This is a genomic window from Agrococcus jenensis, assembly GCF_003752465.1.
GTDB lineage: Bacteria > Actinomycetota > Actinomycetes > Actinomycetales > Microbacteriaceae > Agrococcus > Agrococcus jenensis.
The window spans coordinates 1,566,403-1,591,617 of the sequence record NZ_RKHJ01000001.1 but is presented as its reverse complement, the minus strand read 5'-3'; the positions used below and the strand labels follow the sequence as shown (position 1 = coordinate 1,591,617).

The window sequence follows — 25,215 nt, the reverse complement described above, 5'->3', positions numbered from 1 at the left end:
CGCTGACGGCGGGGGCCCTTCGGCCTAGCATGGCGACATGCGCTCCGATCTGCGCATCACCTCCGCGGTGATGGATGCGACCCTGCTCGACCTGCCCTGGGAGGTGCCGCTCGAGGAGTGGACCGAGGAGGACGTCGTCCAGCTGCCCAAGGGCATCTCTCGGCACCTCGTGCGGTTCGCGCGGCTCGGCGGCCGCGTCGTCGCCATCAAGGAGACGACCGAGGAGATGGCCTCCCGCGAGTACTCGATGCTGCGGCGGCTGCAGCGCCTCGACGTGCCGTGCGTGGAGCCGCTCGCGGTCATCTCGGGCCGCACCGGCGCCGACGGGGAGGAGCTCGACTCGGTGCTCGTCACCCGGCACCTGCGCTTCTCGCTCCCCTACCGCGCGCTCTACTCGTCGTCGATGAAGCGCGACACCGCCCAGCGGCTCGTCGACGCGCTCGCCGGCCTGCTCGTGCGGCTGCACCTCGTGGGCTTCTACTGGGGTGACGTGTCGCTGTCGAACACGCTCTTCCGGCGCGACGCGGGTGCCTTCGCCGCCTACCTCGTCGACGCCGAGACCGGCACGCTCGAGCCGAGCGGGCTCTCGACCGGCCGCCGCGAGGACGACCTCGAGGTCGCGCGCGTGAACATCGCCGGCGAGCTGCTCGACCTTGCCGCCGGCGGACGGCTCGACGAGTCGATCGACCCGGTCGCGGTCGCGGCCTCGATCGTCGAGCAGTACCGGTCGCTCTGGCACGAGCTCATGAGCGACGAGGTGATCGACGCGTCCGAGCGCTGGCGCATCAGCGCGCGCATCGAGCGGCTCAACGCGCTCGGCTACGACATCGAGGAGCTCGCGATCCGCACCGGCGACGGCGGCACGACCGTGAACATCCAGCCCAAGGTCGTCGACCCCGGGCACCACCACCGCCGGCTGCAGGGCCTCACCGGCATCGACGCCGAGGAGAACCAGGCGCGACGGATGCTCAACGACCTCGACCAGTACGTGGCGCTGCAGCACGACCTGCGCCCGACCGTCGGCGACGAGGCGCTCGCGAACGAGTGGTTCGAGCGGGTCTTCGCGCCGATCGTCGAGTCGGTACCGCTCGAGCTGCGCGGCAAGCTCGAGGGCCCTGAGGTCTTCCACGAGGTGCTCGAGCACCGCTGGTACCTGTCGGAGCAGCGCCAGTGCGAGGTGCCGCTCGAGGAGGCGGCGACCAGCTACATCGAGACGCAGCTCTCCTTCCGCCGCGACGAGGCGGCGCTGCTCGGCGTGCCCGTCACGACGGCGATCTCGGTCGTGCCGATCGAGACCGGCGCGATCCTGCTCGAGGACGAGGACGACGACCCCGACTGGCGCGATAAGGTCTGAGCGCCCAATCGCTCGTCGAGGAGCTCACCCTCCCGCTCGTCGAGTAGCACGCCGAAGGCGCGCGTATCGAGACGACAGCCCCGCCCACCGTCCATTGATCTCGATACGCGGCCGGCTCCGCCGGCTGCTACTCGATCAGCATGGCTGCGTCAGCGGGAGCCGCGCAGCTTCGCGACCTCGTAGAGCGTGATCGACGCCGCGATGCCGGCGTTCAGCGACTCGGTCGCCGCGCCGATCGGGATCGAGACGATCGCGTCGCACGTCTCGGCGACGAGGCGCGAGAGCCCCTTGCCCTCGCTGCCCACCACGATCACGAGCGGCCCTGCAGCGAGCTCGAGCTCGTGGAGCGACACGTCGCCGTCGCCGTCCAGTCCGATGACGAAGCATCCCTGCGACTTCAGCTCCTTGAGCGTCGCGGTCAGGTTCGAGGCCATCGCGACCGGCACGCGCGCCGCGGCGCCCGCGCTCGTCTTCCAGGCGCTCGCCGTCACGCCGACCGAGCGGCGCTGCGGCACGATGACGCCCTGCGCGCCGAACGCGCCGGCCGAGCGGATGATCGCACCGAGGTTGCGCGGGTCGGTGATGCCGTCGAGCGCGACGAAGAGCGGCGTCTGGTGCCGGTCGAGCACCTGCTCGAGCAGGTCGACGGGGTGCGCGTACTGGTACGGCGGCACCTTGAGCGCGACGCCCTGGTGCACGGCGTCGTGGCCGGAGATGCGGTCGAGCTCCGGTCGCATCACCTCGAGCACGGGCACGCCGCGCTTCGTGGCGATCGACAGGATCTCCTTGACGCGGTCGTCCATCTCGAGCCGCGAGGCGAGGATGAGCGAGGTCGCGGGGATCTTGGCGCGGAGCGCCTCGAGCACCGAGTTGCGGCCGGTCACCATCTCGGAGTCGTCCTTCGCGGACGACGGCTTGCGGTGCCGCGGCGGCTGCGCGGGGCGGCCCTTCGCGGAGGCGGCCTCGAAGCGCTCGCGCGACGCCTTCCGCTTGCCGGCGGGGTGCCAGGATCGGTCCTCTGCCTTCGGGGTGGGGCCCTTGCCCTCGAGCGCCCTACGGCCGAGGCCGCCGGTGCCCTTGGAGGGGCCCTTCTTCCGCGGCGATCGCTGCGGCTTCGTCATGAGGTGCTCCAGGTGGTCGTGTGCTTGCCGTCCTCGACGAGGATGCCGGCGGCCGCGAGCGTGTCGCGGATGCGGTCGGATGCGGCGAAGTCCTTGTTCGCGCGAGCCTCGCGGCGCTCCGCGAGGAGCGTCTCGACGAGGCTCGACAGCGCATGGCTCTCGGCCGAGGGTACAGCCTGCCACGCCTTGTCGGCAGGATCGAGCCCCAGCACCCGCAGCATCGCGAGCGCCTCGCCGGCCCGCGCGAGCGCCGCGGCGTCGTCGCCGGCGTCGAGCGCGGCGTTCGCCGCGCGGGTGGTGTCGTGCAGCACGGCGACGGCCTGCGGGGTCGAGAGGTCGTCGTCCATGGCCGCGCCGAACGCATCCGGCACCGCCGACTCGGGCAGCTCGCCGACGCGTGCGGCGCGCTCGAGCATCCACTCGATGCGGCCGAACGCCGCCTCCGCCTCGGCGAGCGAGCCACCCTCGAGGCTGCCGGCGGCGGTGCGCAGGTCGATGGTCGAGCGGTAGTGCGGGGCGACCAGGAAGTAGCGCGCGACGATCGGGCGCACCGACGCGAGCAGGTCGGCGGCGAAGATGGAGTTGCCGAGCGACTTCGACATCTTCTCGCCGTCGACGTTGACGAGCCCGTTGTGGCTCCACACGCTGGCGAAGCCGAGGCCCGCGGCCGTCGACTGGGCGAGCTCGTTCTCGTGGTGCGGGAACCGCAGGTCGAGCCCGCCGCCGTGGATGTCGAAGCTGTCGCCGAGGTAGCGGCGCGCCATGGCCGAGCACTCGATGTGCCAGCCGGGACGGCCGTCGCCCCACGGCGAGGCCCACGATGCGGAGGCGGGCTCCTCGGGCTTCGACGCCTTCCAGAGCGCGAAGTCGCGCGGGTCGCGCTTGCCGCGCGGGTCGGCGTCGGCGGCCGGCTCCATCTTGTCGATCGACTGGCGCGTGAGCGCGCCGTACTCGCCCCACGAGCGCACGTCGAAGTAGACGTCGGCCGAGCCGTCGAGCGCGGGATACGCGTGCCCGCGCCCGATGAGCAGCTGGATGAGCTCGTGCATGCCGGGCACGGATGCCGTCGCGCGCGGCTCGTACGTCGGCGCGAGCACGCCGACGGCGCGGTAGGCCGCCGTGAACTCGAGCTCGATCCGGTAGGCGAGCGCCCACCACGGCTCGTCGACCGCGTTGACGAGCACCTTGTCGTCGATGTCGGTGACGTTGCGCACGAACGTGACGCGCAGGCCGCGGTGCGCGAGCCAGCGGCGCCAGAGGTCGTAGGCGACGGCGCTGCGCACGTGGCCGATGTGCGGCGACGACTGCACGGTCGGTCCGCACACGTACATCGACACCTCGCCCGCGCGGAGCGGCCGGAGGTCGACGACGGCCTGCCGCCGGGAGTCGTAGATGCGCACGGTCACGGTCCCCAAGGCTACTGGCGTCCAGCGCACCGGGACCCGCTCCACCCGACGGGACCCGGCGCACCGGGTCCCGTCGGGTGGACGGGGTCCCGTTCGGCGGGAGGGGCGGCCTGCCCGGGCCGGCCGCAGGTCAGCGGCGGATGAGCGCGGTCGCGATCGCCTGCACACCCTCCCCGCGGCCGAGGGCGCCGAGCCCGTCGGTCGTGGTGCCCGAGACGCTCACGGGTGCGCCGACCATCGCGCTGAGCGCGCCCTGCGCCTCGTCGCGGCGGGTGCCGATGCGCGGCCGCACGCCGAGCACCTGCACCGCGACGTTCACCGGCCGCCAGCCGTGCTCCGCGAGCCGCGCGACGGCGGCGCGCACGAAGACCTCGCCGTGGGCGCCCGCGTGCTGCGGGTCGTCGACCCCCACGAGCCCGCCGATGTCGCCGAGGCCGGCGGCGCCGAGCAGGGCATCGACGATCGCGTGGCACACGGCGTCGCCGTCGGAGTGGCCCTCGAGCCCCTGCCCCTCCCACTCGAGGCCTGCGAGCCGCAGCGGGCCGTCGCCGCCGAAGGCGTGCACGTCGGCGCCGACGCCCACCCGGATCGCCGGCCCCAGCAGCGACTCGGCGCGGTCTGCGTCGGCGGGGGTCGTGATCTTGAAGGCGAGGTCGTCACCGCGCACGGCCGCCACCGGGAGGCCGAGCGCCTGCACGAGCTGGGCGTCGTCGGTCGACGCGACGCGCGCATCCGCCTCGGCGTAGGCGCGGCGCAGCACCGTAGCGTCGAAGCCCTGCGGCGTCTGCATCGCCCGCAGCCCCGCTCGGTCGACGATCGCGCCGAGCTCGTCCGGCTCCGCGAGCGACGCCGGCGTGACCGCGCGGATCGTGTCGACGACCGGCAGCACCGGCACGACGGCGGATGCGCCGGCCCGCAGCGCCGCGATGACGCGCTCGACCTGCGCGGCGGGCGTCAGCGCGCGCGCCGCGTCGTGCACGAGCACCCAGCGCGCATCGCGCGCGGCGTCGAGGCCCGCGGCGACGGAATCCGCGCGCGTCTCGCCGCCCACGACGACGCTCACCGTGACGCCGGCGCGGGCGGCGATCACCGCGGCATCCGCCTCGAGGCCCGCGGGGACGACCACGACGAGCGCGGCGTCGATGGCGGCGAGGCCGCGGAGCGCATGCTCGAGGATCGGCGCGCCCGCCACCTCCGCGAAGGCCTTGGGCACGCCGCGGCCGAGCCGGGTGCCGCTGCCCGCGGCGACGACGATGAGGGCGGTGTCGGTCACGCGCCTCAGCCTAGACAACCGCGCGCACCCTCCCCCCGGGCACGAGAGAGGCGCCCGACCTTGGGGATCGGGCGCCTCGGCTCGGTGCATGAGGCGCGCGCGTGGGACGCGTGCGCCTCGAGCTGGTCAGACCGCGGGAGCGAGCGCCTCGTCGAGGCGAGCGGCTGCCGCGTCCTCGTCGGTGTGCTCCGCGAGCGCCAGCTCGGAGACCAGGATCTGCCGGGCCTTCGCGAGCATGCGCTTCTCGCCGGCCGAGAGGCCGCGGTCCTGGTCGCGGCGGGACAGGTCGCGCACGACCTCGCTCACCTTGATGACGTCGCCCGACGCCAGCTTCTCGACGTTCGCCTTGTAGCGGCGCGCCCAGTTCGTGGGCTCCTCGGTGAAGTCCGCCCGCAGCACCTCGAACACGCGGTCGAGGCCCTCCTCGCCGATGACGTCGCGAACGCCCACCATGTCGACGTTCTGCGCGGGGACCTCGATGGTGAGGCCGCCCTGCGCGACGTTGAGCTTGAGGTAGGTGGTCTCGACGCCCTTGATCTTGCGGACCTTGACCTCGGTGATCGTCGCGGCACCGTGGTGGGGGTAGACGACCGTCTCTCCGACCTCAAAGTTCATCGAATGCTCCTCGTCATAGCCAGAACCTTGATTTTATCACAGCGTGTCGCTCGCGGGCGCCGGGGCAGGCGTGGTTGGATCACGCCCCGCCGCGGCCCGGACCGGGTCACGATGCCCGGATCGGCACGGCGCGGGGCCCCGGCGGAAGCCCGTCGAGCCCTCGCCTCGTGCCGCGCCGCGCTAGACTCGCTTGCGACCGCGAGCGCACCCTCCAGCGCCCTCGGCCATCGTCGAAAGGGTCCTCGTGCAGCCTCGCACCGTCGCCGCAGCAGCAGCCGCAGCAGTCGTCGTCGCCTTCGCCGCGACCGGATGCAACATCCTGACGCCGCAGGCGACGCAGATCCAGTACGACGCATCCGACGGCATCTCGGGCCAGACGGGCACCGTCGAGTTCCACAACGCGATGCTCATCGGCGAGCCCGAGGGCGACGCGCTCAACCTCTCGGTCACCTTCACCAACCCCGGCGAGGCGACCTTCCTCGAGGTCCGGGTCGGCGAGGAGGTACAAGAGGTGCGCGTGGCCACCGGCGTCACCACCTACGGCTTCCCGGAGCAGCAGCTCGTCTTCGCTGCCGACGACATCGCCTACGGCGGTCACCGCAACGTCTCGTTCCAGGCCGACGGCGCGGAGCCGACCGGCGTCGAGGTGCAGATGATCTCGACCGAGTTCGTCGGCTACGAGACGCTCGCCCCGGTCGAGCCCGCCGCCGACTGACCCGCAGCGCCTGAGCGCCGGGTCAGCGCTCGAAGCGGTACCCCAGGCCCCGCAGCGTGACGACGCACGTCGGGTTCGACGGGTCCTCCTCGATCTTCGCCCGCAGCCGCTTGATGTGCACGTCGAGCGTCTTCGTGTCGCCGAAGTAGTCGCTGCCCCAGACCCGATCGATGAGCTGGCCGCGCGTCAGCACCCTGCCCGCGTTGCGCATGAGGTACTCGAGCAGCTCGAACTCGCGCAGCGGCATCGCCGTCTCCCGCCCCTCGACGGTCACGGTGTGGCTGTCGGCGTCGAGCCGCACTCGGCCGATCTCGACAACCGCGTCGTCCTCCTCGTCCTCCTCGACGGCGCGGCGGCGCAGCACCGCGCGGATGCGCGCGACGAGCTCGCGGGTCGAGTAGGGCTTCGTGACGTAGTCGTCGGCGCCCAGCTCGAGCCCGACGATCGTGTCGACCTCGCTGTCCTTCGCCGTCAGCATGATGATCGGCACCTGCGACGTCTGACGGATGTGCCGGCACACCTCGGTGCCGCTGCGCCCCGGCAGCATGAGGTCGAGCAGGATGAGGTCGGCGCCCTCCGTCTCGTACATGCGCACCGCCGCGTCGCCGTCGGCGGCGTGCGCCGTCTCGTAGCCCTCGAGCTCGAGCAGGTAGGCGAGGGGCTCGGCGAGCGCGGTCTCGTCCTCGACGATCAGGATGCGCGTCATGCGATCTCCTTCGGGGCGGTGGCGGTGGGGCCTGCGACGGGCAGGCGGAGCGTGAAGGTGGAGCCCTGACCCGGACGCGACCAGAGGGTGACCTCGCCGCCGTGGCTACTCGCGACGTGCTTCACGATGCTGAGGCCGAGGCCCGTGCCGCCGGTCACGCGGCTGCGTGCCGGGTCCACGCGGTAGAAGCGCTCGAAGACGCGCTCCAGGTCGTCGTGCGCGATGCCGACGCCCTTGTCGGTGACCGAGATCTCGACGACGCCGTCGGTCACCCGCACGCCGACGCCCACGTGGGTGGCCTCCGGCGAGTACTGCAGCGCGTTCGCGACCAGGTTCTGCACCGCCATGGTGATGAGGTCCTCGGAGCCCAGCACGTCGACCTCGTCGAGCACGCGCGGGATGACCCGCATCCGCTTGGAGTCGGCGAGCACGCGGTTGCGGTCCACCGCCACCTCGACCACGCGGCCGATCGGCACGCGCTCGGCGTGGTCGAGCGGGTCGTCGGACTGGATGCGCGAGAGGTCGATGAGCGCCTTGGTCATGCGCCCGAGGCGGTCGGCCTCGACCTGCATGCGCTGCGCGAACGAGCGCACCCGGTCGGGATCCTCCGCCGCCGCCTCGATCGCCTCGGCGAGCACGCTCACCGCACCGATCGGCGTCTTGAGCTCGTGGCTCACGTTGGCGACGAAGTCGCGGCGCACGCCGGCGAGCCGCAGCTCCTCGGTGCGATCCGCCGCGAGCACGAGCATGAAGCGGTTGCCGAGCGGCGCGACGCGCACGCGCAGGTGCACGTCCATGCCGGCGCCGATGCGGCCCCGGCGGTGGACGAGCTCGAGCACCTCCTGCTCTCCCGTGCGCCAGACCCGGCGCACGGCGGCGAGGATGTCGTGCGAGCGCAGCGCCCTGCCCTCGACGAGGTCGAGCGCGAGCGCGCCGGGCGACGAGAGGATCACCTGGTTCGAGCCGTCGAGCACGACGCCGGCGGACTCGAGCACCTGCACCATCGCGGCGATGCCGTCGGGGACCGGCTCGCTCGCGATGGCCATCACCTGGCGGCCGCGATGCGCGGCGATGCCGAGGAGGTGCACGGAGACCGCTCCGATCGCGAATCCCAGCAGGAGCGCGATGAGCACGTACCACGACGCATCCACCCTGTCAGCGTAGTCGGCGGCCACCTGCCGTTCGCCGCCGGGAGCCGGTCGCCGCCGAGGGTTCAGACACTGGACACCCGCCGGTAACCTGGGGCCAGAACACTGGGCGACAGGTCCGTGCCGTGCTCGACGCAGCGACGGCGCGGCGCACAAACGAGAGCAGGAGCCATGCGCGACGTATTCCAGCAGGAGCTGAGCGAGGTGCAGGAGCGCCTCGTCGACATCGCCAACCACGTCGTCGTCTCGATCGAGGCCGCCGTGCGCGCCTTCGGCGACTCCAACGTGCAGCTCGCGGAGCAGGTGATCGCGACCGACCCGATCATCGACGACAAGGCCGCGTCGCTCGACGAGCTCGCGATCGACATCATCGCCCGCCAGTCGCCGGTCGCCCGCGACCTGCGCATCGTCGTCTCGGCGCTGCGCATCTCGGCGTCGCTCGAGCGCATGGGCGACCTCGCGCGCCACATCGCGCTGCTCGCGCGCTACCGCTTCCCGATGCAGGTGGTGCCGGAGTCGCTGCAGCCGACGTTCGCCGAGATGGGCGCGAGCGACATCGAGATCGCGAAGATGCTGCGCGACCTGCTCGAGTCGCAGGACCTCACGCTCGCCGACCGCCTCGAGACGGCCGACTCGCACGTCGACAAGCTGCACCGCGACGTCTTCGCGCACGTGCTCGGCACGACGTGGGAGGGTGCGGCGCACACGACCGTCGACGCGACGCTCGCGAGCCGCTACCACGAGCGCTTCGCCGACCACGCGGTCGGCATCGCCAAGAAGGTCAAGTACCTCGCGACCGGCGACTGGACCGGCGACGACGACGCTCGCGCCGACATGGCGCCCGAGCCGGTGCGCGCGCAGCCCGCACCCGAGTGATGCCGCGGCGCGCGAGCGCCGACGACGCCACCGACGACGACGAAGGGCCCCGCCTGGTGCGGGGCCCTTCGTCATGCAGGGACTAGTGCTTGCTGCCCTGGCTCGCCACGGCGGCCGCGCCGGCCGCTGCCGCCTCGGGGTCCAGGTACTCCCCCGGGCCGAGCGGCATGTTGTCGTCGCCCAGGCGGTAGACGAGCGGGATGCCCGTCGGGATGTTGAGGGCCGCGATGTCGTCGTCGGAGATGCCGTCGAGGTGCTTCACGAGCGCGCGCAGCGAGTTGCCGTGCGCCGTGACGAGCACGGTGCGCCCGGCCTCGAGGTCCTTCGTGATCGTCGACTCCCAGTACGGCAGGAAGCGGTCGATGACGTCCTTGAGGCACTCGGTCGCGGGCACGTCGCCGTCGATGCCGGCGTAGCGGAGGTCGCCCGCCTGCGAGAACTCGTTGTCGTCGGCGATCGCCGGCGGCGGGGTGTCGAACGAGCGGCGCCAGAGCATGAACTGCTCCTCGCCGTACTGCTCGAGCGTCTCGGCCTTGTCCTTGCCCTGCAGGTCGCCGTAGTGGCGCTCGTTGAGCCGCCACGAGCGCGTCACCGGGATCCACGCGCGGTCGGCCGCGTCGAGGGCGATGTTCGCGGTCTGGATGGCGCGCGTGAGCAGCGACGTGTAGAGCACGTCGGGCAGCAGGTCGCGCTCGCGCAGCAGCTCGCCGCCGCGCTTCGCCTCCTCGGCGCCCTTGGCGGTGAGGCGGACGTCGACCCAGCCGGTGAACAGGTTCTTCTCGTTCCAGGTCGACTGGCCGTGGCGGAGCAGGATGAGGGTGCGCTCGGTCATGCCGCAAGCCTAGTTGGGATGGCCGCGCGGGTGCGTGCGGGCGGTCCGCGCTCGCCCTCGCCGCGGGCCGTCAGTCCGGGCCGCGACGTCCGAGGATCGGACCGACCACGACGAGCACGAGCGGCACTGCCGACGCGACCATGAGGGCGGTGCCGAGCTCCGGGTCGTCCGGTCGCAGCAGCGCACCGGCGAGCAGCAGCCCGGCGAAGAGCATCGCCGTGGCGAGCCGGCCGACCGCGCGCTCGAGCCGCGCGACCCGGCGGTCGAGGCGCGGCGTGCTGATGGCGAGGCGACCCTCCTCGGCGCGCGTGATGAGCGCATCCACCCGCCGCGGCAGCCGAGCGACGATGCCGGCGGTCTCGAGCACCTCCTGCGCGATGTCGCGCACGGCGCTGCCGCGCTCGTCGCGCACCAGCCGGCCTGCATAGGGCTCGACCGAGTCCCAGAGGTTGAACGCGGGATCGAGGTTGCTGGCGACGCCCGAGGTGAGCGACATCGCGCGGATGATGAGCAGGAAGTCCTCGGGCAGCTGGAACGGCAGCGAGCGCATGAGCTCGCCGAACTCCACGGCGAAGTCGCGGAACTCGCGCGGGTCGACGTCGCGCAGCTCGGCGAAGCCCATGCCGCCGAAGCGGGCGAAGGCGTGGCCCATCGCGCGTTCGAGCTCCGCGGTGTCGGCGGTGGGCAGCAGCGCACCGAGCTCCTGAATGGCCTCGACGAGGCCCTTGCCGTCGCGCGCCGCGGCCGCGATGAGCATCCGCCGGAGTCCGCGCCGGGTGCCGCTCGGCACCTCGCCCATCATCCCGAAGTCGACGAACGTGAGCCGCCAGTCCTGGCCCGCATCCGCACCGCCTGCGGTGCCCGGCGCCGCCACGACCGGCGTGACGAACAGGTTGCCCGGATGCGGGTCGGCGTGGAAGAAGCCGAGCGAGAAGAGCTGGTCGAACATGACGGCGGCGAAGGTCGAGGCGACCGCTGACGGGTCGATGCCCGCGGCGCGGAGGCCGTCGACGTCGTTGATCTTGATCGCCGAGACGTCGGAGAGGGTCAGCACGCGGCGGCTCGTGCGCTCCCAGACGATCTCAGGCGTCCGCACGCGGGCGTCGCCGGCGAAGGCGGCGGTGAAGCGCTCGGCGTTCGAGGCCTCGTGCAGGTAGTCGACCTCGAGCAGGCTCGTGATGGCGAACTCCTCGACGAGCGCCGGCGCGTCGACGCGGTCGGCGACGATCCGCACGCGCCGCAGCCAGCCGCCCACGCGCCGGAGCGCCGCGAGGTCGACGTCGACGATCGCCTCGATGCCGGGCCGCTGCACCTTCACGACCGCGTCGGTGATGCCGGTGTCGGCGGCGTCGAGCGCCGACAGGCGCGCGCGGTGCGCCTGGCCGAGCGACGCGGCGGCGATCGGCGTCTCGTCGATCCACGCGAAGGCGCGATCGAGCGGCATGCCGAGCTCCTGCTCGGCGAGTGCGCGCACCTGCGCGAACGGCACGGCCGGCGCCTCGTCCTGCAGCCCCTCGAGCTCGCGGGTGATCTCGGGCGGCAGCACGTCGAGCCTCGACGACAGGAACTGGCCGACCTTGATCATGAGCCCGCCGAGCTCGACGGCGAGCGCGTGGAAGCGTCGGGCGAAGCGCGTCATCCGGCGGCTCCGGCCGCGCGCCGCGAGGCGGGCGAGCCCGATCCTCGGCAGGAACAGCTCGAACCACCACATGATCGCGAGATGCCGGGCGGCGAAGCGCAGGATGCGGCGGTAGCGGGCGCGCGTGCTCCCGGCGTCGGGCATCGTCCCTCCTAGCGCCCGACGTGGGGTCGGCACCCGGGTTCAGTCCTGAGCGAGGATGGAGTAGAGCCTACGGCGCGCCTCGTCGAGCGCGGCCACCGCCTGGTGCACCTGCTCGGGCGAGCCCGTGCGGCCCACCTGCGCGGCCGCCTGCGCGAGCTCCATGCCGGCCTTCGGCAGCGCCGAGAACCCGCTCTCCCGCTCGCTCGTCGCGAGCCAGGGCGCCTGCCGGTCGGCGGCATCCGCCTCGGCCCTGCCGCCCTCCGTGAGCGCGTAGGTCTTGCGACCGTTCGCCTCCTCGGCGCTGATCAGCCCCTCGTCGGCGAGCAGCTGCAGCGTCGGGTAGACCGAGCCGGGGCTCGGCTTCCACGCGCCGCCGCTGCGCTCCTCGATCTCCTGGATGATCTGGTAGCCGTGCATGGGGCGCTCTGCGAGCAGCGCGAGCACGGCCGCGCGCACGTCGCCGCGACCCATCCGGGTGCCGCCGCGCCGCTCGAACGCGGTGCGCAGCTGCTCCATCGCCTCCCACACGCCAGCGCCGGGCCTGCCGTCGCCGAAGCCCCGAGGGCCGGCGTAGCCTCCGCCTGCGAATGAACCGTGCATGATGTCCTCCTCGCACCGCCGCGTCTCGACGATACGCAACGATATATCGCTCACGCAGCGTCGCGGAAGGGTGCAGAACCTATGAGAATGGATGCGTGGCCAAGCCGAGGGGGCGCATCACGCGCGGGACGACGGGCGTCAACCGACTGCGCCGGGTCGACCGCTGGATCGCCGCGCAGCCCGCGGCGCGCGTGCCCGGCGCGCTCGTCGTCGACCTCGGCTACGGCGCGAGCGCCACGACGAGCCTCGAGCTGCACGAGCGCCTCGCGCGCGGCAACCAGGGGGTCGAGGTGCTGGGCCTCGAGATCGACCCGGCGCGCGTCGCCCTCGCGACCGCCGAGCTCGCGCTCGCCCGCGAGGCCGGACCGACGCGCTACGGCCGCGCGATCGCGCCGGATGCCCGGGTGGCGTTCGCGCTCGGCGGCTTCGAGGTGCCCACGCCGCGGGCGCCCCAGGTCATCCGCGCGATGAACGTGCTGCGGCAGTACGACGAGCACGAGGTCGCCGGGCACTGGGCGACCATGCGGGCGCGGCTCGCGCCGAGCGGGCTGCTCGTCGAGGGCACCTCGAACGAGCTCGGCCGCGTCTGCGCGTGGGTCGCGCTCGACCCGACGGGGCCGAGGTCGCTCACGATCGCGCTCAAGGTCGACGAGCTCGGCACCGACGCGATGCCCGCGCCGTCGGTCGTCGCCGAGCGGCTGCCGAAGGCGCTCATCCACCGCAACGTCCCGGGCGAGCGCGTGCACGCGCTGCTCGTCGACCTCGACCGGGCGTGGGCGAGCGATGCGCCGCTCGCCGACTTCGGGGCCGGGCAGCGGTGGCAGTCGACGGTGCGGCGGATGCGCGACGCCGGCTGGCCGGTGGCCGACCGCCCGTCGCGCTGGCGCCTCGGCGAGCTCACGGTCGCCTGGGACGCCGTCGCCCCGCTCCCCTGACCGGGAACCCGACACCCGCGCGCACCTCCGCGGCGGAGTGTCGACTCTGTGCGCGAGTGTCGCGACACTCCCGCCACAACCCGACACCGGGCGAACGGCCCCTGATGGCCGGTGGGCTACGCGGTCGGGCGCTGCACCGCGCCGAGGCGCGGGAGGCGCGGCGGGCGGTGCGCGTGACCGGCGGTCGGCGGCACGAGCACCTGCTGGCCGGCCGCGACCGCGATGCCCTCGGCGCTCCGCACCGCGAGGTCCTCGTCGGTCGGGGTGCCGCGCTTCACGACCGCGAGCGCGATGGGGCCGAGCTCGTCGTGCATCGCCGAGGAGGTCACCGCCCCGACCTCCGCGTCGCCGCGCAGCACGACGTCGCCCGGTGCGACGGGCGCGTTCTGGCTGCCGTCGAGGTGCAGCAGCACGACGCGGCGCGGCGGGGCGCCGAGGTTGTGCACCTTCGCGACCGTCTCCTGGCCGCGGTAGCAGCCCTTCGAGAGGTGCACCGCGGTGGTGAGCCAGTCGAGCTCGTGCGGGATCGTCCGCTCGTCGACCTCGGCCAGCGCCGGGCGCCCGGCGGCGATGCGGAGCGCATCCGCCGCGAGCGTGCCGACGAAGCGCGCCGGGTCGAGCGCATCCGCCTCGGCGGGCGTCAGGATCGCCTCCGACCAGCGCCACGGCTCCCCCGTCGGCTCGCCGTAGCGCACACCGCCGGGCGCGACCTCGGGCCAGCCGTCGAGCCAGGCGAGCTCGCCCGCGGGCTCCCCCGCGGCGCCGACGACGACCGCCTCCGGTCGCTCGATGCCGACCTCCTTGTAGAAGCGCATCCGCGTGAGCCAGGCCTCGAGCGCGTCACCCGCACCGGCGTCGACGACGATCCACAGCGCGTCGCCCGTCTCGCGCAGCCGCAGCGCATGCTCGATGCGACCCTCGGGCGAGAGCACGAGCGTCTCGGCGGAGGCGCCGGCGGGCAGTCGGTCGACGGCCTGCGAGGTGATGGAGTCCAGCCACGGCAGCCGGTCGGGACCGGTGAGCCGCAGCACGTCGCGCGGCAGCAGCACGAGCGCGTCGCGGCGCAGCCGGCGCTGCTCGGCGACCGGGTTGCCGACGTGCAGCGGCAGCCCGTCGGGGCCGAGCACCGCTCCGGGGATCCGGCTCGCGAGCGCCTCGGCGGCGGTCACTGCTCGTTCGCCTCGCCGGGCACGACGCGCGTCAGGCGCGCCGACGCGTGGCTCTCGAGCCCCTGCCCGAGCGCGGCGAGGTCCCACGCCCACAGCAGGTGCTGGTCGACGAGCCCGAGCATGCGGGTGGATGCGGTGTGCTCCTTCGCGCCCGCGCCGCGCAGCACTGCGTCGGTCGCGAGGTCGATGCGCGGACCGGCGATCGTGCCGAGGTAGAGCTCAGCGACGCCCGTCGGGTGCGAGATGAGGGCCTGCAGGTCGAAGGCGCCGTCGGGTCGGCGGAGCGACTCCACCGCCGAGGCGTCGGGGTAGGCGGGCTCGCCCTCGGGCGGGAGCATGCCGGGGCCGGCGTCCGAATCGGCCGACGGCCGGGCGAGGCGCCAGAAGCCGCTCTCGGCAGCGAGCGGCGTCAGCTGGTCGTCGAGCTGCCAGGCGTACGCCTCGTAGGCGAGGTAGGGGTGGCCGTGGTGCGCGAACGAGACGCGCTGGGCGAACTCGTGCTCGACGGTGCGGTCGCCGACGGGGAACGACAGGACGCCGGTCCCCTCCCAGGTGCCGATGAGCCACTGCAGCGGGCCCAGCTCCGCCGGGAGCGTGGGATCGAGGTCGAGCATCGGCTAGCGCTGGCCCCTGAAGAGGTTGCGGATCACGACGAAGGAGATGCCGAAGATCGCGAGCATCGCCAGGCCGAGCAGGCCGAGGTAGAAGATCTCGAGCGCGACGATGGGGATTTCTGCCATGGCTCGATCCTAGCCGACCTCGCCCGATGGGACCCGGTGGTCAGAGGTGGGTCAGCGGCACGAGGATCGCGCTCGCCACGGCGAGGATGATCACCGAGCCGAGCACGGCCTCCGCGAGCCGGCCGACGATGCCCGGCACCGTCGGGCCGCCGAGCTGGATCGCGAACGCGGCGAGCGTGCAGGCGCCGAGCACGATCGGCATCCAGACGATGCCGTCGGTCGGCTGCAGCACGCCGACGAGGACGGCGCCGACGACGGCCAAGGCCCACACCGGCCACACGCTCGCCCATCGCCACGACACGCGCCCATCATCCCCCACCGCGGCTGGACGGCGATGCCCGCGCCGCATCCGCGCCGATTCGGGACCCGCTGCCGCGACCCGTAGGATCGATCGCAGGCAGGGGGCTGGATGGCGCACGTCGTGATCTTCACCCGCCGCGACCGGGGTGTGCTGCCGGGTCTCGAGCTCCTCGAGCACCGCGTGACCATGCTGCCCGGCACGGCGGAGGCGGTCGCGCACGCCCCCGACGCGGACGTCGTGGTGGTCGACGGCGCCGCAGAGCTCGCGGCCGCGAAGCAGCTGTGCCGGCTGCTCGAGCGCGACGCGGCGCCGCTGCTGCTCGTGCTCGCCGAGGGCGGCTTCGCCGCGGTGACCGCCGAGTGGGGCGTCACCGACATCGTCCTCGACTCCGCCGGTCCCGCCGAGCTCGAGGCGCGCATCCGCCTCGCGATCACCGGCGCGAAGACGAGCGGCCCGATCGTGGCGAGCGGCCTCTCGATCGACGAGGCGAGCTACCAGGCGAAGATCGACGGCCGCCCGATCGACCTCACCTACAAGGAGTTCGAGCTGCTGCGCTTCCTCGCATCGCACCCCGCTCGGGTCTTCACGCGCGAGCAGCTGCTGAGCGAGGTGTGGGGCTACGACTACTTCGGCGGCACCCGCACGGTCGACGTGCACGTGCGCCGCCTGCGCGCCAAGCTCGGCGACCTCGAGGGCGTCATCGGCACGGTGCGCGGCGTCGGCTACCGCTTCGAGCTGGCCGACGAGTGAGCGCGATCGAGCTGGCGCGCGCGCTCGCCGAGGCCTGCGCCGCGCACGACGGCGTGCCGCCGTTCAACGACCAGGCGCTCGTCGAGCTCGAGCGCGGCGAGCGCCGCACGATCGGCGACGCCGATGCGCTCGCCGTCATCAGCGACCGTGACCGGGAGGTGGAGCTCGCGGTGGTGCCCGACGCGCGCGGGCAGGGCCGCGGCGGCGACCTCGCGCGCCGGGTCGCGGCCGAGCTCGGTGCCTTCGACGCCTGGTCGCACGGCGACCTGCCCGCGGCGCGGGCGATCGCCGCGTCGCTCGGCATGGAGCGGGTGCGCACGCTGCTGCAGCTGCGCGCGCCGGTGCCGGCAGCGGATGCCGCCGACGATCGCCTGCCCGACGGCGTGCGCACGTTCGAGCCGCCCGACGCATCCGCGCTGCTCGCCCTCAACGCCGCCGCCTTCGCCGACCACCCCGAGCAGGGCCGCATGTCGGCCGACGACCTCGCCGCGCGCATGGCCGAGCCGTGGCACGACGACGCGAACCTCGTGGTCGCCGACGGCGAAGATCCGTCGACGCCCGGCGCCCTCGACGCCTTCGCCTGGGTGAAGCCCGACGGCGACGTCGCCGAGCTCTACGTGCTGGGCGTCTCGCCCGCGCGGCAGGGCGCGGGGCTCGGCCGGCGGATGCTCGCGGCCGCCTTCGTGCGGATGCGCGCGCTCGGCGCGACGACCGCGCACCTCTACGTCGAGGGCGACAACGCGCCCGCGCTCGCGCTCTACGACCGCGCGGGCTTCGACCGCTGGGCGATCGACGTGCGATGGAGGCACGCGCCGTTCACCGATGGTTGACATGATTGGCGCATGACCGACGGCATCGCGACAGACACCGGCCTCTCCGGCGACGAGTCCCGGCTCGACCGCAGGCGCACCGCGCGCACGCTCGAGGACGAGCAGAGCTTCCATGACGCGAACGCCGCCGACTTCGACGACTACGACGCCGAGCTCGACTGGTCGGCCGAGCTGCAGGGCGGCGAGACCGACGACGGCCTCCCCGCCGACCGCTTCCTCGACCGGGAGCTCTCGTGGCTCGCCTTCAACGAGCGCGTGCTCGAGATGGCGGAGGACCCGCGCACGCCGCTGCTCGAGCGCGCCAACTTCCTGGCGATCTTCGCGTCGAACATGGACGAGTTCTTCATGGTGCGCGTCGCCGGCCTCAAGCGGCGCATCGCGACCGGCCTCGCCGTGCCGACCAACGTGGGCATCGCCCCCGCCGAGCTGCTCGCGCAGATCGTGCAGCGCGCACACGAGCTGCAGCTGCGCCACGCGCGCGCCGCCCGCGGCTCGTTCGAGCCCGAGCTCGACGCCGCCGGCATCAGCGTCGTCGCCTGGCACCAGCTCACGCCCGAGGAGCAGGAGGCGATGTCGGCGCGCTTCGAGGCCGAGATCTTCCCGGTGCTCATGCCGCTCGCGGTCGACCCCGCGCACCCCTTCCCCTACATCTCGGGCCTCTCGCTCAACCTGGCCGTGCGGGTGCGCGTGCCGGGCGAGCCCGAGGACCAGTTCGCGCGCCTCAAGGTGCCCGCGGTGCTGCCGCGCTTCGTCGAGCTGCCCCGCTCGGGCCAGTCGCAGCGCTTCCTGACGCTCGAGGAGCTCATCGCGAACAACCTCGACGAGGTGTTCTCAGGGATGGAGATCGTCGAGCACCACGCCTTCCGCGTCACGCGCAACGAGGACGTGACGATCGACGAGGACGACACCGAGAACCTCATCAAGGCGCTCGAGCACGAGCTCTCGCGGCGCAAGTTCGGCCCGCCGATCCGCCTCGAGGTGTCGGAGGACATCGACGACGACACCTACGCGCTGCTCGTCGACGAGCTCGGCATCACCGAGCGCGAGGTCTACAAGCTGCCGGGCCTGCTCGACCTGAGCGGGCTCTTCCAGCTCGCGGGGCTCGACCGGCCCGACCTGCACTACACGAAGCGCGTGCCGGTCACCGCGGCCGCCTTCCTGCCGACCGACCAGGATGAGCGGGCCGACTTCTTCCAGGCCATCACCCGCAAGGACGTGCTCGTCCACCACCCGTACGAGTCGTTCGCGACGAGCGTGCAGGCGCTGCTCGAGCAGGCGGCCGACGACCCCGACGTGCTCGCGATCAAGCAGACGCTCTACCGCACCTCCGGCGACTCCCCCGTGGTCGCGGCGCTCATCCGCGCGGCCGCCGCCGGCAAGCAGGTGCTCGCGCTCGTCGAGGTGAAGGCGCGCTTCGACGAGCAGGCGAACATCCGCTGGGCGCGCCAGCTCGAGCGCGCGGGCGTGCACGTCGTCTACGGCATCGTCGGGCTCAAGACGCACTGCAAGCTCATGATGATCGTGCGGCGCGAGAACGGCCGGCTGCGCAACTACTGCCACATCGGCACGGGCAACTACAACCCGAAGACGAGCCGCATCTACGAGGACTTCGGCCTCTTCACCGACAACGACCAGGTCGGCCGCGACATCACCCGGCTGTTCAACGAGCTCTCCGGCTACGCGAAGGAGAAGTCGTTCCAGCGCCTGCTCGTCGCCCCGCGCCACCTGCGCAAGGGGCTGCTGCAGCGCATCGAGCGCGAGACGCGGGCGGCGCGCGACGGCCGCCCCGCGCGCATCCGGCTCAAGGTCAACTCGATCGTGGACGAGCAGCTCATCGACGCGCTCTACCGCGCGAGCCGCGCCGGCGTCGACGTAGAGATCTGGGTGCGCGGCATCTGCTCGATCAAGCCGGGCGTGCCGGGGCTGAGCGAGCGCATCACGATCCGCTCGATCGTCGGCCGCTACCTGGAGCACTCGCGCGTGTTCGCGTTCTGGAACGACGGCGACGAGGAGGTGTTCATCGGCTCGGCCGACATGATGCACCGCAACCTCGACCGCCGGGTCGAGACGCTCATCCAGCTCACCTCGAGCGAGCACAAGCGCGACATCCAGCAGCACTTCGACAAGGCGATGTCGCCCGAGACCGCGTCGTGGTGGGCGGAGGCCGACGGCACCTGGACGCGCAGGTTCTACCGCGAGGACGGCACAGCGCTCGACGACCTGCACCGCGACCGGATGATGCAGATCCAGCGGCGCAAGCGCTCCGGCCGATGACGGCCCAGCTGCCGGTGCTCGCCGCCGGCGCGCTCGTGTGGCGCGAGACGGAGGGCGAGGTGCGCGTGCTGCTCGTCGAGCGCACGCAGCACCGCGACCACTCGCTGCCGAAGGGCAAGCTCGACCCGGGCGAGACGCTGCCGCAGTGCGCGGCGCGCGAGATCGAGGAGGAGACGGGCGTGCGGATCGCGCTCGGGGCCCCGCTCGGCACGACCGAGTACCGGCTCCCGGACGGCCGCGACAAGGTCGTCTACTACTGGCAGGCGTTCGTCGACGAGGAGGAGGCGGAGCGCGCGCCCTTCGAGCCGAACGACGAGATCCTCGAGCTCCTGTGGCTGCCGCTCGCAGCGGCGAAGGCGCGCTGCACCTACGAGCACGACGTGGACGTCATCGAGCGCTTCGAGGAGCGGCTTGCCGCCGGGCACGCGCACACGTTCCCGATCATCGCGCTGCGCCACGCGAAGGCCGCGAACCCCTTCAACTGGGAGGGCGGCGACGCGTCGCGCCCGCTCACCGATCGCGGCGAGCGGCAGTCGCGCGCCGTCGCGCCGGGCGTCGCGGCCTTCGGCCCGCGGCGCATCGTCACGTCGAGCGCCGTGCGCTGCCGGCAGACGGTCGCGCCGCTCGCCGCGCTCACCGGGATCGCGCCGCGCGCGACCGCCGAGATCAGCCAGGAGTCGAGCGTCGACCCGCGCGCCGCGCTCGAGGCCCGCATCGCGAAGGCGGTGCGCAAGCGCCGCGGCACCGTGCTCTGCTCGCACGCGCCGATCATCCCCGAGATCGTCACCGCCGTCGTGCACGCCGCGAACGGCCTGGAGTCGGAGCGCACGCACCGCGCGTCGATGCTCCACACGGCGGAGTTCACGGTGCTGCACGTCAGCGCCGGCGACACGCCCGCGCTCGTCGCGCTCGAGACGCACGCCCCCGCCGAGCCCTGACCCAGGAGCCCCGCGGCGGGCGAGTGAGGGGCAGCGTGTCGCGCTGCTGCGCGAGTGTCGCGACACTGCGACTGCGCCCCGGCACTCGCCGCCGAGCGCGTCAGGCGGCCGCGTCAGCCGAGCGTGTCAGTCGGCCGCGGCCTCGAAGCCCGTCATGCGGATGAGCCTGGCCGGCACCCCGGCGACGATGCCGTTCGCGGGCACGTCCTTCGTCACGACCGCGCCCGCGCCCACGATCGCGCCGTCGCCGATCGTCACGCCCGGCACGACGGTCACGGAGGCGCCGAGCCAGACGCTGCGGCCCAGCACGACCGGCGCCGGCTGCATGTCGCCGCGGTGCGCGGGGTCGACGCCGTGGTTGAGCGTCGTCAGCGTGCTGCCGTGGCCGATGAGCGAGCCGTCGCCGATCGTGATCCCGCCCGTGTCCTGGAAGCGGCAGCCCATGTTGATGAAGACGTCCCTGCCGAGGCGCAGGTTCTTGCCGAACTCGCTCGAGAAGGGCGGGAAGACCGTCACCGACGGGTCGACCTCGGTGCCGGTCAGCTCGGACAGCAGGGCGCGCACCTCGTCGGGCGTGCGGTAGCCGCCGTTCAGCTCGGCGGTGACGCGCAGCGCATCCTGAGCGGCGCCGTGCATGAAGGCGTGCTCGGGCGAGCCAGCCTCGATCAGGGCGCCGCTGCGCACGTGGGCGAGGAACTCCTGCAGGGTGATCATCGCCACCACGCTACGCGCGCCCCGCGGTCCGGGATCTCAACGTCGCCGGTGGTCCATCAGCGCGAAATAGCGGATGCGGCACCACCGGCGACGTCGAGGACCCCGGATCAGCCGAAGCGGCCGGAGACGTAGTCCTCGGTGGCCTGCACGGTGGGGTTCGAGAAGATCTTCGTCGTCTCGTCGAACTCGATGAGCTTGCCCGGCTTGCCGGTGCCGGCGATGTTGAAGAACGCGGTCTTGTCGCTCACGCGGCTCGCTTGCTGCATGTTGTGGGTCACGATCACGATCGTGTACTCCTGCTTGAGCTCCTCGATGAGGTCCTCGATCGCGAGCGTCGAGATCGGGTCGAGGGCCGAGCACGGCTCGTCCATCAGCAGCACGTCCGGGCTGACGGCGATCGCGCGGGCGATGCAGAGGCGCTGCTGCTGACCGCCCGAGAGGCCGGAGCCGGGCAGCCCGAGGCGGTCCTTGACCTCGTTCCAGAGGTTGGCGCCGCGCAGCGAGCGCTCGACGAGCTCGTCCTGGTCGCCCTTCGACATCCGCCGGTTGTTGAGCATCACGCCGGCGAGCACGTTCTCGCGGATCGTCATCGTCGGGAACGGGTTCGGGCGCTGGAACACCATGCCGATCTGCCGGCGCACGTTCACCGGGTCGACGCCGGGGCCGTACAGGTTGGCGCCGTCGAGCAGCACCTCGCCGTCGACCCAGGCGCCCGAGATGACCTCGTGCATGCGGTTGAGCGTGCGGAGCACGGTCGACTTGCCGCAGCCCGAGGGGCCGATGAAGGCGGTGACGCTGCGGGGCTCGATCTCGACCGAGACTCCCTCCACGGCCTTGAAGTCGCCGTAGTAGACGTCGAGGTCGTTGATCTCGATGCGCTTGGACATGTTCCTTACCTTCCGGACTTCGGCGCGAAGAAGTGCGCGATGAGGCGCGCGCCGATGTTGAGCAGCATGACGATGAGGATGAGCACGAGCGCGGCCGCCCACGCTCGGTCGAAGTAGGCCTGCTCCTGCACGCCTGGGCTGACGTACTGGTTGAACGCGAACACCGGCAGCGTCATCATGCGGCCGTCGAACACGTTGTAGTTCATGTTCGTGGTGAACCCGGCGATGATGAGCAGCGGCGCCGTCTCGCCGATGACGCGGGCGATGGCGAGCGTGACGCCGGTGACGATGCCGGCGAGCGCCGTGGGCAGCACGACCTTCGCGATCGTCAGCCACTTCGGCACGCCGAGGGCGAGCGACGCCTCCCGCAGGTCGTTCGGCACGAGCTTGAGCATCTCCTCCGTCGAGCGCACGACGGTCGGGATCATCAGCAGGCTGAGCGCCACCGCGCCGCCGAAGCCGCTGCGCACGCCCTCCCCCGCGAAGAGCGCGAACAGCGCGTAGGCGAACAGGCCCGCGACGATCGAGGGGATGCCCGTCATGACGTCGACGAAGAACGTGATGGCCTGCGAGAGGCGGCCGCGGCCGTACTCGACGAGGTAGATGGCGGTGAAGATGCCGACCGGCACCGAGATGATCGTCGCCCACAGCGTGACGAGCACCGTGCCGACGATCGCGTGCAGCACGCCGCCGCCCTCGCCCACCACGTTGCGCATCGTGTAGGTGAAGAACTGGATGTCGAAGCGCGCGAGGCCGTTGACGAGCACGGTGGAGATCAGCGAGATGAGCGGCACGAGCGCGAGCAGGAACGCGCCGAGCACGACGCCCGTGACGAGCCGGTCGGTGGCCTTGCGCCCGCCCTCGATGAGCTGGCTGACCACGGTGATCGAGACCAGGTAGAGCACGAAGCCGATGATGACGGTCGAGACGAGGCTGAAGCCGGTGCCGCTCGCGCCGGCGACGAGCGCCGAGACGGCCCCGCCGACGACGAGCGCGACACCGAGCAGGGCCCACGGGCCCCACTTCGGCAGCTGCCCCGCGGTCAGCGGGTTGTTCGCCTCGCGGCGGGGAGCGGTGATCGTGGTGGTCATGGTCTACCTGCCTCCGTCCACGGTCGTCTTCGCGATGATCCACCGCGAGACGCCGTTGACGACGAGCGTGATCGCGAACAGCACGAGGCCGGACCCGATCAGCATGTTGACGGTGATGCCGTGCGCCTCGGGGAACCGCAGGGCGATGTTCGCCGCGATCGTCGAGGGGTTCTGCGAGCCGACCACCACGAAGGTGACGGCGCCGGCCGACGCGAGGACCATCGCGACGGCCATCGTCTCGCCGAGCGCGCGGCCGAGGCCGAGGATCGAGGAGGCGATGATGCCGGAGCGGCCGTGCGGCAGCACCGACATCGTGATCATCTCCCAGCGGGTCGCGCCGAGCGCGAGCGCCGCCTCCTCGTTGAGGCGCGGCGTCTGCAGGAAGATCTCGCGGCAGAGCGCGGTGATGATCGGCAGCACCATGACCGCGAGCACGATGGCAGCCGTGAAGATCGTGCGACCGGTGCCCGATGCGGGCGGCGTGAAGAGCGGGATCCAGCTCAGGTTCTCGGCGAGCCAGATGTACGCGGGCTGCATGAACGGCGCGAGCACCGTGATGCCCCACAGGCCGTAGATCACGGAGGGGATGGCCGCCAGCAGGTCGATGAGGTAGCCCAGGCCCTGCGCGAGGCGGCGCGGGGCGAAGTGCGTGATGAAGAGCGCGATCGCGATGGCGAGCGGCACGGCCATGAGCATGGCGAGGAACGCAGACCAGACCGTGCCGAAGGTGAGCGGCCAGACCCAGGCGAGGAAGCTGTCGTCATCCGGCAGCGGGCCGATGATCGCGGGCACCGCCTGCGCGACGAGGAAGATCGCGACGCCTGCGAGCGCGACGAGGATGAGCACGCCCGCGGTCGTCGAGGTGGCCTTGAAGATGATGTCGGCGGGGCGCTTCGGAGCTGCGGCGCGAGGCGCGGCCTGTGCTGCGGTGGTCATGGGGCTCCCAGTGGATTCGGGAAGGGGCCGGGCAGGCGTCCGGCCGGGGCGATCGAGCGCCCCGGCCGGACGAGTGCAGCGCGAGCGCTGCGCTGATCAGTCTGTCCTACTGGATCGTGTCGACGACCGCGAGGATCTCCTCGCGGAGCTCGTCGGAGATCGGCGCGTTGCCGGCGTTGGCCTGGCCGGCCTCCTGGCCCTCCGCCGAGGCGATGTAGCTCAGGTAGCCCTTGACGAGCTCGGCCTCGGCGTCGTCCGCGTAGTCCGTGCAGGCGATCGCGTAGGAGATGAGCACGAGCGGGTAGACCCCGGCCTCGGTCGACGTGCGGTCGAGCTCGACCGCGATGTCACCCTCGTGACGGCCCTCGACGCGCGGCGACGCGTCGACCGCGGCAGCAGCGGCGTCGGCCGTGAACGGCACGTACTCCTCGCCGACCTGCAGCGCGACCGTGCCCAGCTCGCCGGCGCGCGACGCGTCGGCGTAGCCGATCGTGTTCGTGCCGTTCGAGACGGCATCGACGACGCCCGAGGTGCCCTGCGCACCCTCGCCGCCGTAGGAGGCGGGCCACGTCTCGAACTCACCCTCGGTCCAGTCGGACTCGGCGGTCGCCGTGAGGTACTGCGTGAAGTTCTCGGTGGTGCCCGAGTCGTCCGAGCGGTGCACGGCCGTGATGGTCGCGTCCGGCAGCGTGACGCCCTCGTTCTGCGAGGCGATCGCCTCGTCGTTCCAGTTCGTGATCTGGCCCGAGAAGATCTTCGCGATCGTCGACGCGTCCATGTTGAGCGAGTCGACGCCCTCGACGTTGAAGATCACGGCGATCGGGGAGATGTAGACCGGCAGGTCGACCGGGAGCGTGTCCGGCACGCACGCGGCGAACTCGCCGGCGAGCTCCTCGTCGTCCAGGTAGGCGTCCGAGCCGGCGAACGAGACGCCGCCCGCGATGAACTGCTCGCGGCCCGCGCCGGAGCCGGCGGGGTCGTAGGTGATGTTGACGTCCTCGTTCTCGCCCTGGAAGCCGGCGATCCAGGCCTCCTGCGCTGCGCCCATCGACGACGCGCCGGCACCGGCGAGGTCGCCCGAGAGCGTGGACCCGGCGGGGGCCTCGGAGCCATCGGCCGGCGCGGTCGCGGCCGGCTCGTTGGCAGCGCAGGAGCTGAGCAGGATGGCGCCAGCTGCTGCGACGACCGCAGCGCGGCCGAGCTTCGTGAACTTCACGGTGT

26 protein-coding genes are annotated in these 25,215 nt (G+C 72.6%); 8 read left to right on the top strand and 18 right to left on the bottom strand.

The genetic code is table 11. The features are described 5' to 3' along the window. The first annotated feature begins 37 nt into the window (after window positions 1–37). Window positions 38–1,354 (top strand): DUF4032 domain-containing protein, encoded by a 1,317-nt coding sequence (locus EDD26_RS07835; RefSeq protein WP_123697199.1) that lies wholly within the window; start codon window positions 38–40, stop codon window positions 1,352–1,354. 149 nt (window positions 1,355–1,503) lie between these two features. Here EDD26_RS07835 and rlmB read toward each other — a convergent pair whose 3' ends face one another. The 4 genes from rlmB to EDD26_RS07815 form a co-directional block, all read right to left on the bottom strand. Then, window positions 1,504–2,475 (bottom strand): 23S rRNA (guanosine(2251)-2'-O)-methyltransferase RlmB, encoded by a 972-nt coding sequence (gene rlmB, locus EDD26_RS07830; RefSeq protein WP_123697198.1) that lies wholly within the window; start codon window positions 2,473–2,475, stop codon window positions 1,504–1,506. Beyond that, window positions 2,472–3,881 carry a cysteine--tRNA ligase gene (gene cysS / locus EDD26_RS07825; RefSeq protein WP_123697197.1) on the bottom strand — a complete coding sequence of 470 codons (1,410 nt, stop codon included), beginning with the start codon at window positions 3,879–3,881 and terminating at the stop codon, window positions 2,472–2,474. Before cysS ends, rlmB begins: the two co-directional genes overlap by 4 nt. Window positions 3,882–4,011: 130 nt before the next feature. Beyond that, window positions 4,012–5,154: a 2-C-methyl-D-erythritol 4-phosphate cytidylyltransferase gene (gene ispD / locus EDD26_RS07820; protein ID WP_245989805.1), complete on the bottom strand. Its 1,143-nt coding sequence runs from the start codon at window positions 5,152–5,154 to the stop codon at window positions 4,012–4,014. A 126-nt stretch (window positions 5,155–5,280) separates the two neighbouring features. Further along, window positions 5,281–5,769: a CarD family transcriptional regulator gene (locus EDD26_RS07815; RefSeq protein ID WP_123697195.1), complete on the bottom strand. Its 489-nt coding sequence runs from the start codon at window positions 5,767–5,769 to the stop codon at window positions 5,281–5,283. Window positions 5,770–6,013: 244 nt separating this feature from the next. On the opposite strand from EDD26_RS07815, the gene EDD26_RS07810 reads away from it, so the two are divergent. Next, window positions 6,014–6,484: a hypothetical protein gene (locus tag EDD26_RS07810; protein WP_123697194.1), complete on the top strand. Its 471-nt coding sequence runs from the start codon at window positions 6,014–6,016 to the stop codon at window positions 6,482–6,484. 22 nt (window positions 6,485–6,506) lie between these two features. Here the strand turns inward: EDD26_RS07810 and EDD26_RS07805 are convergent, their stop codons facing one another. Both EDD26_RS07805 and EDD26_RS07800 read right to left on the bottom strand, forming a co-directional pair. Next, a complete protein-coding gene (locus EDD26_RS07805) occupies window positions 6,507–7,190 on the bottom strand; it encodes a response regulator transcription factor (protein WP_123697193.1) in 684 nt (227 codons plus the stop codon). Further along, window positions 7,187–8,341, bottom strand: coding sequence for a sensor histidine kinase (locus EDD26_RS07800; protein ID WP_123697192.1), 1,155 nt, complete (start codon window positions 8,339–8,341; stop codon window positions 7,187–7,189). Before EDD26_RS07800 ends, EDD26_RS07805 begins: the two co-directional genes overlap by 4 nt. A 168-nt stretch (window positions 8,342–8,509) precedes the next feature. Between EDD26_RS07800 and phoU the strand changes: the two genes are divergently transcribed. Beyond that, on the top strand, window positions 8,510–9,214 hold the full coding sequence (gene phoU, locus EDD26_RS07795) for a phosphate signaling complex protein PhoU (protein WP_123697191.1): 705 nt from the start codon (window positions 8,510–8,512) through the stop codon (window positions 9,212–9,214). An 82-nt stretch (window positions 9,215–9,296) separates the two neighbouring features. Here the strand turns inward: phoU and EDD26_RS07790 are convergent, their stop codons facing one another. The 3 genes from EDD26_RS07790 to EDD26_RS07780 all read right to left on the bottom strand — a co-directional run bounded on the left by EDD26_RS07790 (window position 9,297) and on the right by EDD26_RS07780 (window position 12,429). Beyond that, a complete protein-coding gene (locus EDD26_RS07790) occupies window positions 9,297–10,046 on the bottom strand; it encodes a phosphoglyceromutase (RefSeq protein ID WP_123697190.1) in 750 nt (249 codons plus the stop codon). Between the two features lie 70 nt (window positions 10,047–10,116). Then, the gene (locus tag EDD26_RS07785; protein WP_123697189.1) at window positions 10,117–11,829 is read right to left on the bottom strand and encodes an ABC1 kinase family protein; all 1,713 of its coding nucleotides are present in this window, start codon (window positions 11,827–11,829) and stop codon (window positions 10,117–10,119) included. A 39-nt stretch (window positions 11,830–11,868) separates the two neighbouring features. Next, window positions 11,869–12,429, bottom strand: coding sequence for a PadR family transcriptional regulator (locus EDD26_RS07780; protein ID WP_123697188.1), 561 nt, complete (start codon window positions 12,427–12,429; stop codon window positions 11,869–11,871). 95 nt (window positions 12,430–12,524) lie between these two features. On the opposite strand from EDD26_RS07780, the gene EDD26_RS07775 reads away from it, so the two are divergent. After that, window positions 12,525–13,364: a class I SAM-dependent methyltransferase gene (locus tag EDD26_RS07775; protein WP_123697187.1), complete on the top strand. Its 840-nt coding sequence runs from the start codon at window positions 12,525–12,527 to the stop codon at window positions 13,362–13,364. 116 nt (window positions 13,365–13,480) lie between these two features. Here EDD26_RS07775 and ygfZ read toward each other — a convergent pair whose 3' ends face one another. The 4 genes from ygfZ to EDD26_RS07760 are packed head-to-tail and all read right to left on the bottom strand — an operon-like array spanning window position 13,481 to window position 15,574. Continuing rightward, on the bottom strand, window positions 13,481–14,533 hold the full coding sequence (ygfZ, locus tag EDD26_RS07770; protein ID WP_123697186.1) for a CAF17-like 4Fe-4S cluster assembly/insertion protein YgfZ: 1,053 nt from the start codon (window positions 14,531–14,533) through the stop codon (window positions 13,481–13,483). Further along, on the bottom strand, window positions 14,530–15,147 hold the full coding sequence (locus EDD26_RS07765; RefSeq protein ID WP_123697185.1) for a heme-binding beta-barrel domain-containing protein: 618 nt from the start codon (window positions 15,145–15,147) through the stop codon (window positions 14,530–14,532). The genes ygfZ and EDD26_RS07765 overlap by 4 nt, the downstream gene beginning before the upstream one ends. Window positions 15,148–15,150: 3 nt before the next feature. After that, window positions 15,151–15,273 (bottom strand): hypothetical protein, encoded by a 123-nt coding sequence (locus EDD26_RS15005; RefSeq protein ID WP_281273315.1) that lies wholly within the window; start codon window positions 15,271–15,273, stop codon window positions 15,151–15,153. A 40-nt stretch (window positions 15,274–15,313) separates the two neighbouring features. Then, window positions 15,314–15,574, bottom strand: a complete 261-nt coding sequence (locus EDD26_RS07760; protein WP_123697184.1) for a hypothetical protein — start codon at window positions 15,572–15,574, stop codon at window positions 15,314–15,316. A 108-nt stretch (window positions 15,575–15,682) separates the two neighbouring features. Between EDD26_RS07760 and EDD26_RS07755 the strand changes: the two genes are divergently transcribed. The 4 genes from EDD26_RS07755 to EDD26_RS07740 are packed head-to-tail and all read left to right on the top strand — an operon-like array spanning window position 15,683 to window position 20,366. Then, the gene (locus EDD26_RS07755; RefSeq protein ID WP_123697183.1) at window positions 15,683–16,324 is read left to right on the top strand and encodes a response regulator transcription factor; all 642 of its coding nucleotides are present in this window, start codon (window positions 15,683–15,685) and stop codon (window positions 16,322–16,324) included. Continuing rightward, complete coding sequence (mshD, locus tag EDD26_RS07750; RefSeq protein WP_123697182.1) at window positions 16,321–17,154, top strand: mycothiol synthase; 834 nt, start codon at window positions 16,321–16,323, stop codon at window positions 17,152–17,154. Before EDD26_RS07755 ends, mshD begins: the two co-directional genes overlap by 4 nt. Window positions 17,155–17,166: 12 nt before the next feature. Continuing rightward, window positions 17,167–19,428: an RNA degradosome polyphosphate kinase gene (locus tag EDD26_RS07745; RefSeq protein ID WP_123697181.1), complete on the top strand. Its 2,262-nt coding sequence runs from the start codon at window positions 17,167–17,169 to the stop codon at window positions 19,426–19,428. Further along, complete coding sequence (locus tag EDD26_RS07740) at window positions 19,425–20,366, top strand: NUDIX hydrolase (RefSeq protein ID WP_123697180.1); 942 nt, start codon at window positions 19,425–19,427, stop codon at window positions 20,364–20,366. The genes EDD26_RS07745 and EDD26_RS07740 overlap by 4 nt, the downstream gene beginning before the upstream one ends. A gap of 126 nt (window positions 20,367–20,492) precedes the next feature. On the opposite strand, the gene EDD26_RS07735 is transcribed toward EDD26_RS07740, so the two are convergent. From EDD26_RS07735 to EDD26_RS07715, 5 genes are all read right to left on the bottom strand, one after another. Next, entirely contained in the window at window positions 20,493–21,080 is a 588-nt protein-coding gene (locus EDD26_RS07735) for a DapH/DapD/GlmU-related protein (protein ID WP_123697179.1), read from the bottom strand. Between the two features lie 107 nt (window positions 21,081–21,187). Beyond that, window positions 21,188–21,967, bottom strand: a complete 780-nt coding sequence (gene pstB / locus EDD26_RS07730; RefSeq protein WP_123697178.1) for a phosphate ABC transporter ATP-binding protein PstB — start codon at window positions 21,965–21,967, stop codon at window positions 21,188–21,190. A 5-nt stretch (window positions 21,968–21,972) separates the two neighbouring features. Beyond that, on the bottom strand, window positions 21,973–23,058 hold the full coding sequence (gene pstA, locus EDD26_RS07725; protein WP_123697177.1) for a phosphate ABC transporter permease PstA: 1,086 nt from the start codon (window positions 23,056–23,058) through the stop codon (window positions 21,973–21,975). A gap of 3 nt (window positions 23,059–23,061) precedes the next feature. Then, the gene (gene pstC, locus EDD26_RS07720) at window positions 23,062–23,994 is read right to left on the bottom strand and encodes a phosphate ABC transporter permease subunit PstC (protein WP_123697176.1); all 933 of its coding nucleotides are present in this window, start codon (window positions 23,992–23,994) and stop codon (window positions 23,062–23,064) included. 106 nt (window positions 23,995–24,100) lie between these two features. After that, window positions 24,101–25,210, bottom strand: coding sequence for a phosphate ABC transporter substrate-binding protein PstS (locus tag EDD26_RS07715; protein WP_123697175.1), 1,110 nt, complete (start codon window positions 25,208–25,210; stop codon window positions 24,101–24,103). Window positions 25,211–25,215 lie beyond the last annotated feature (5 nt).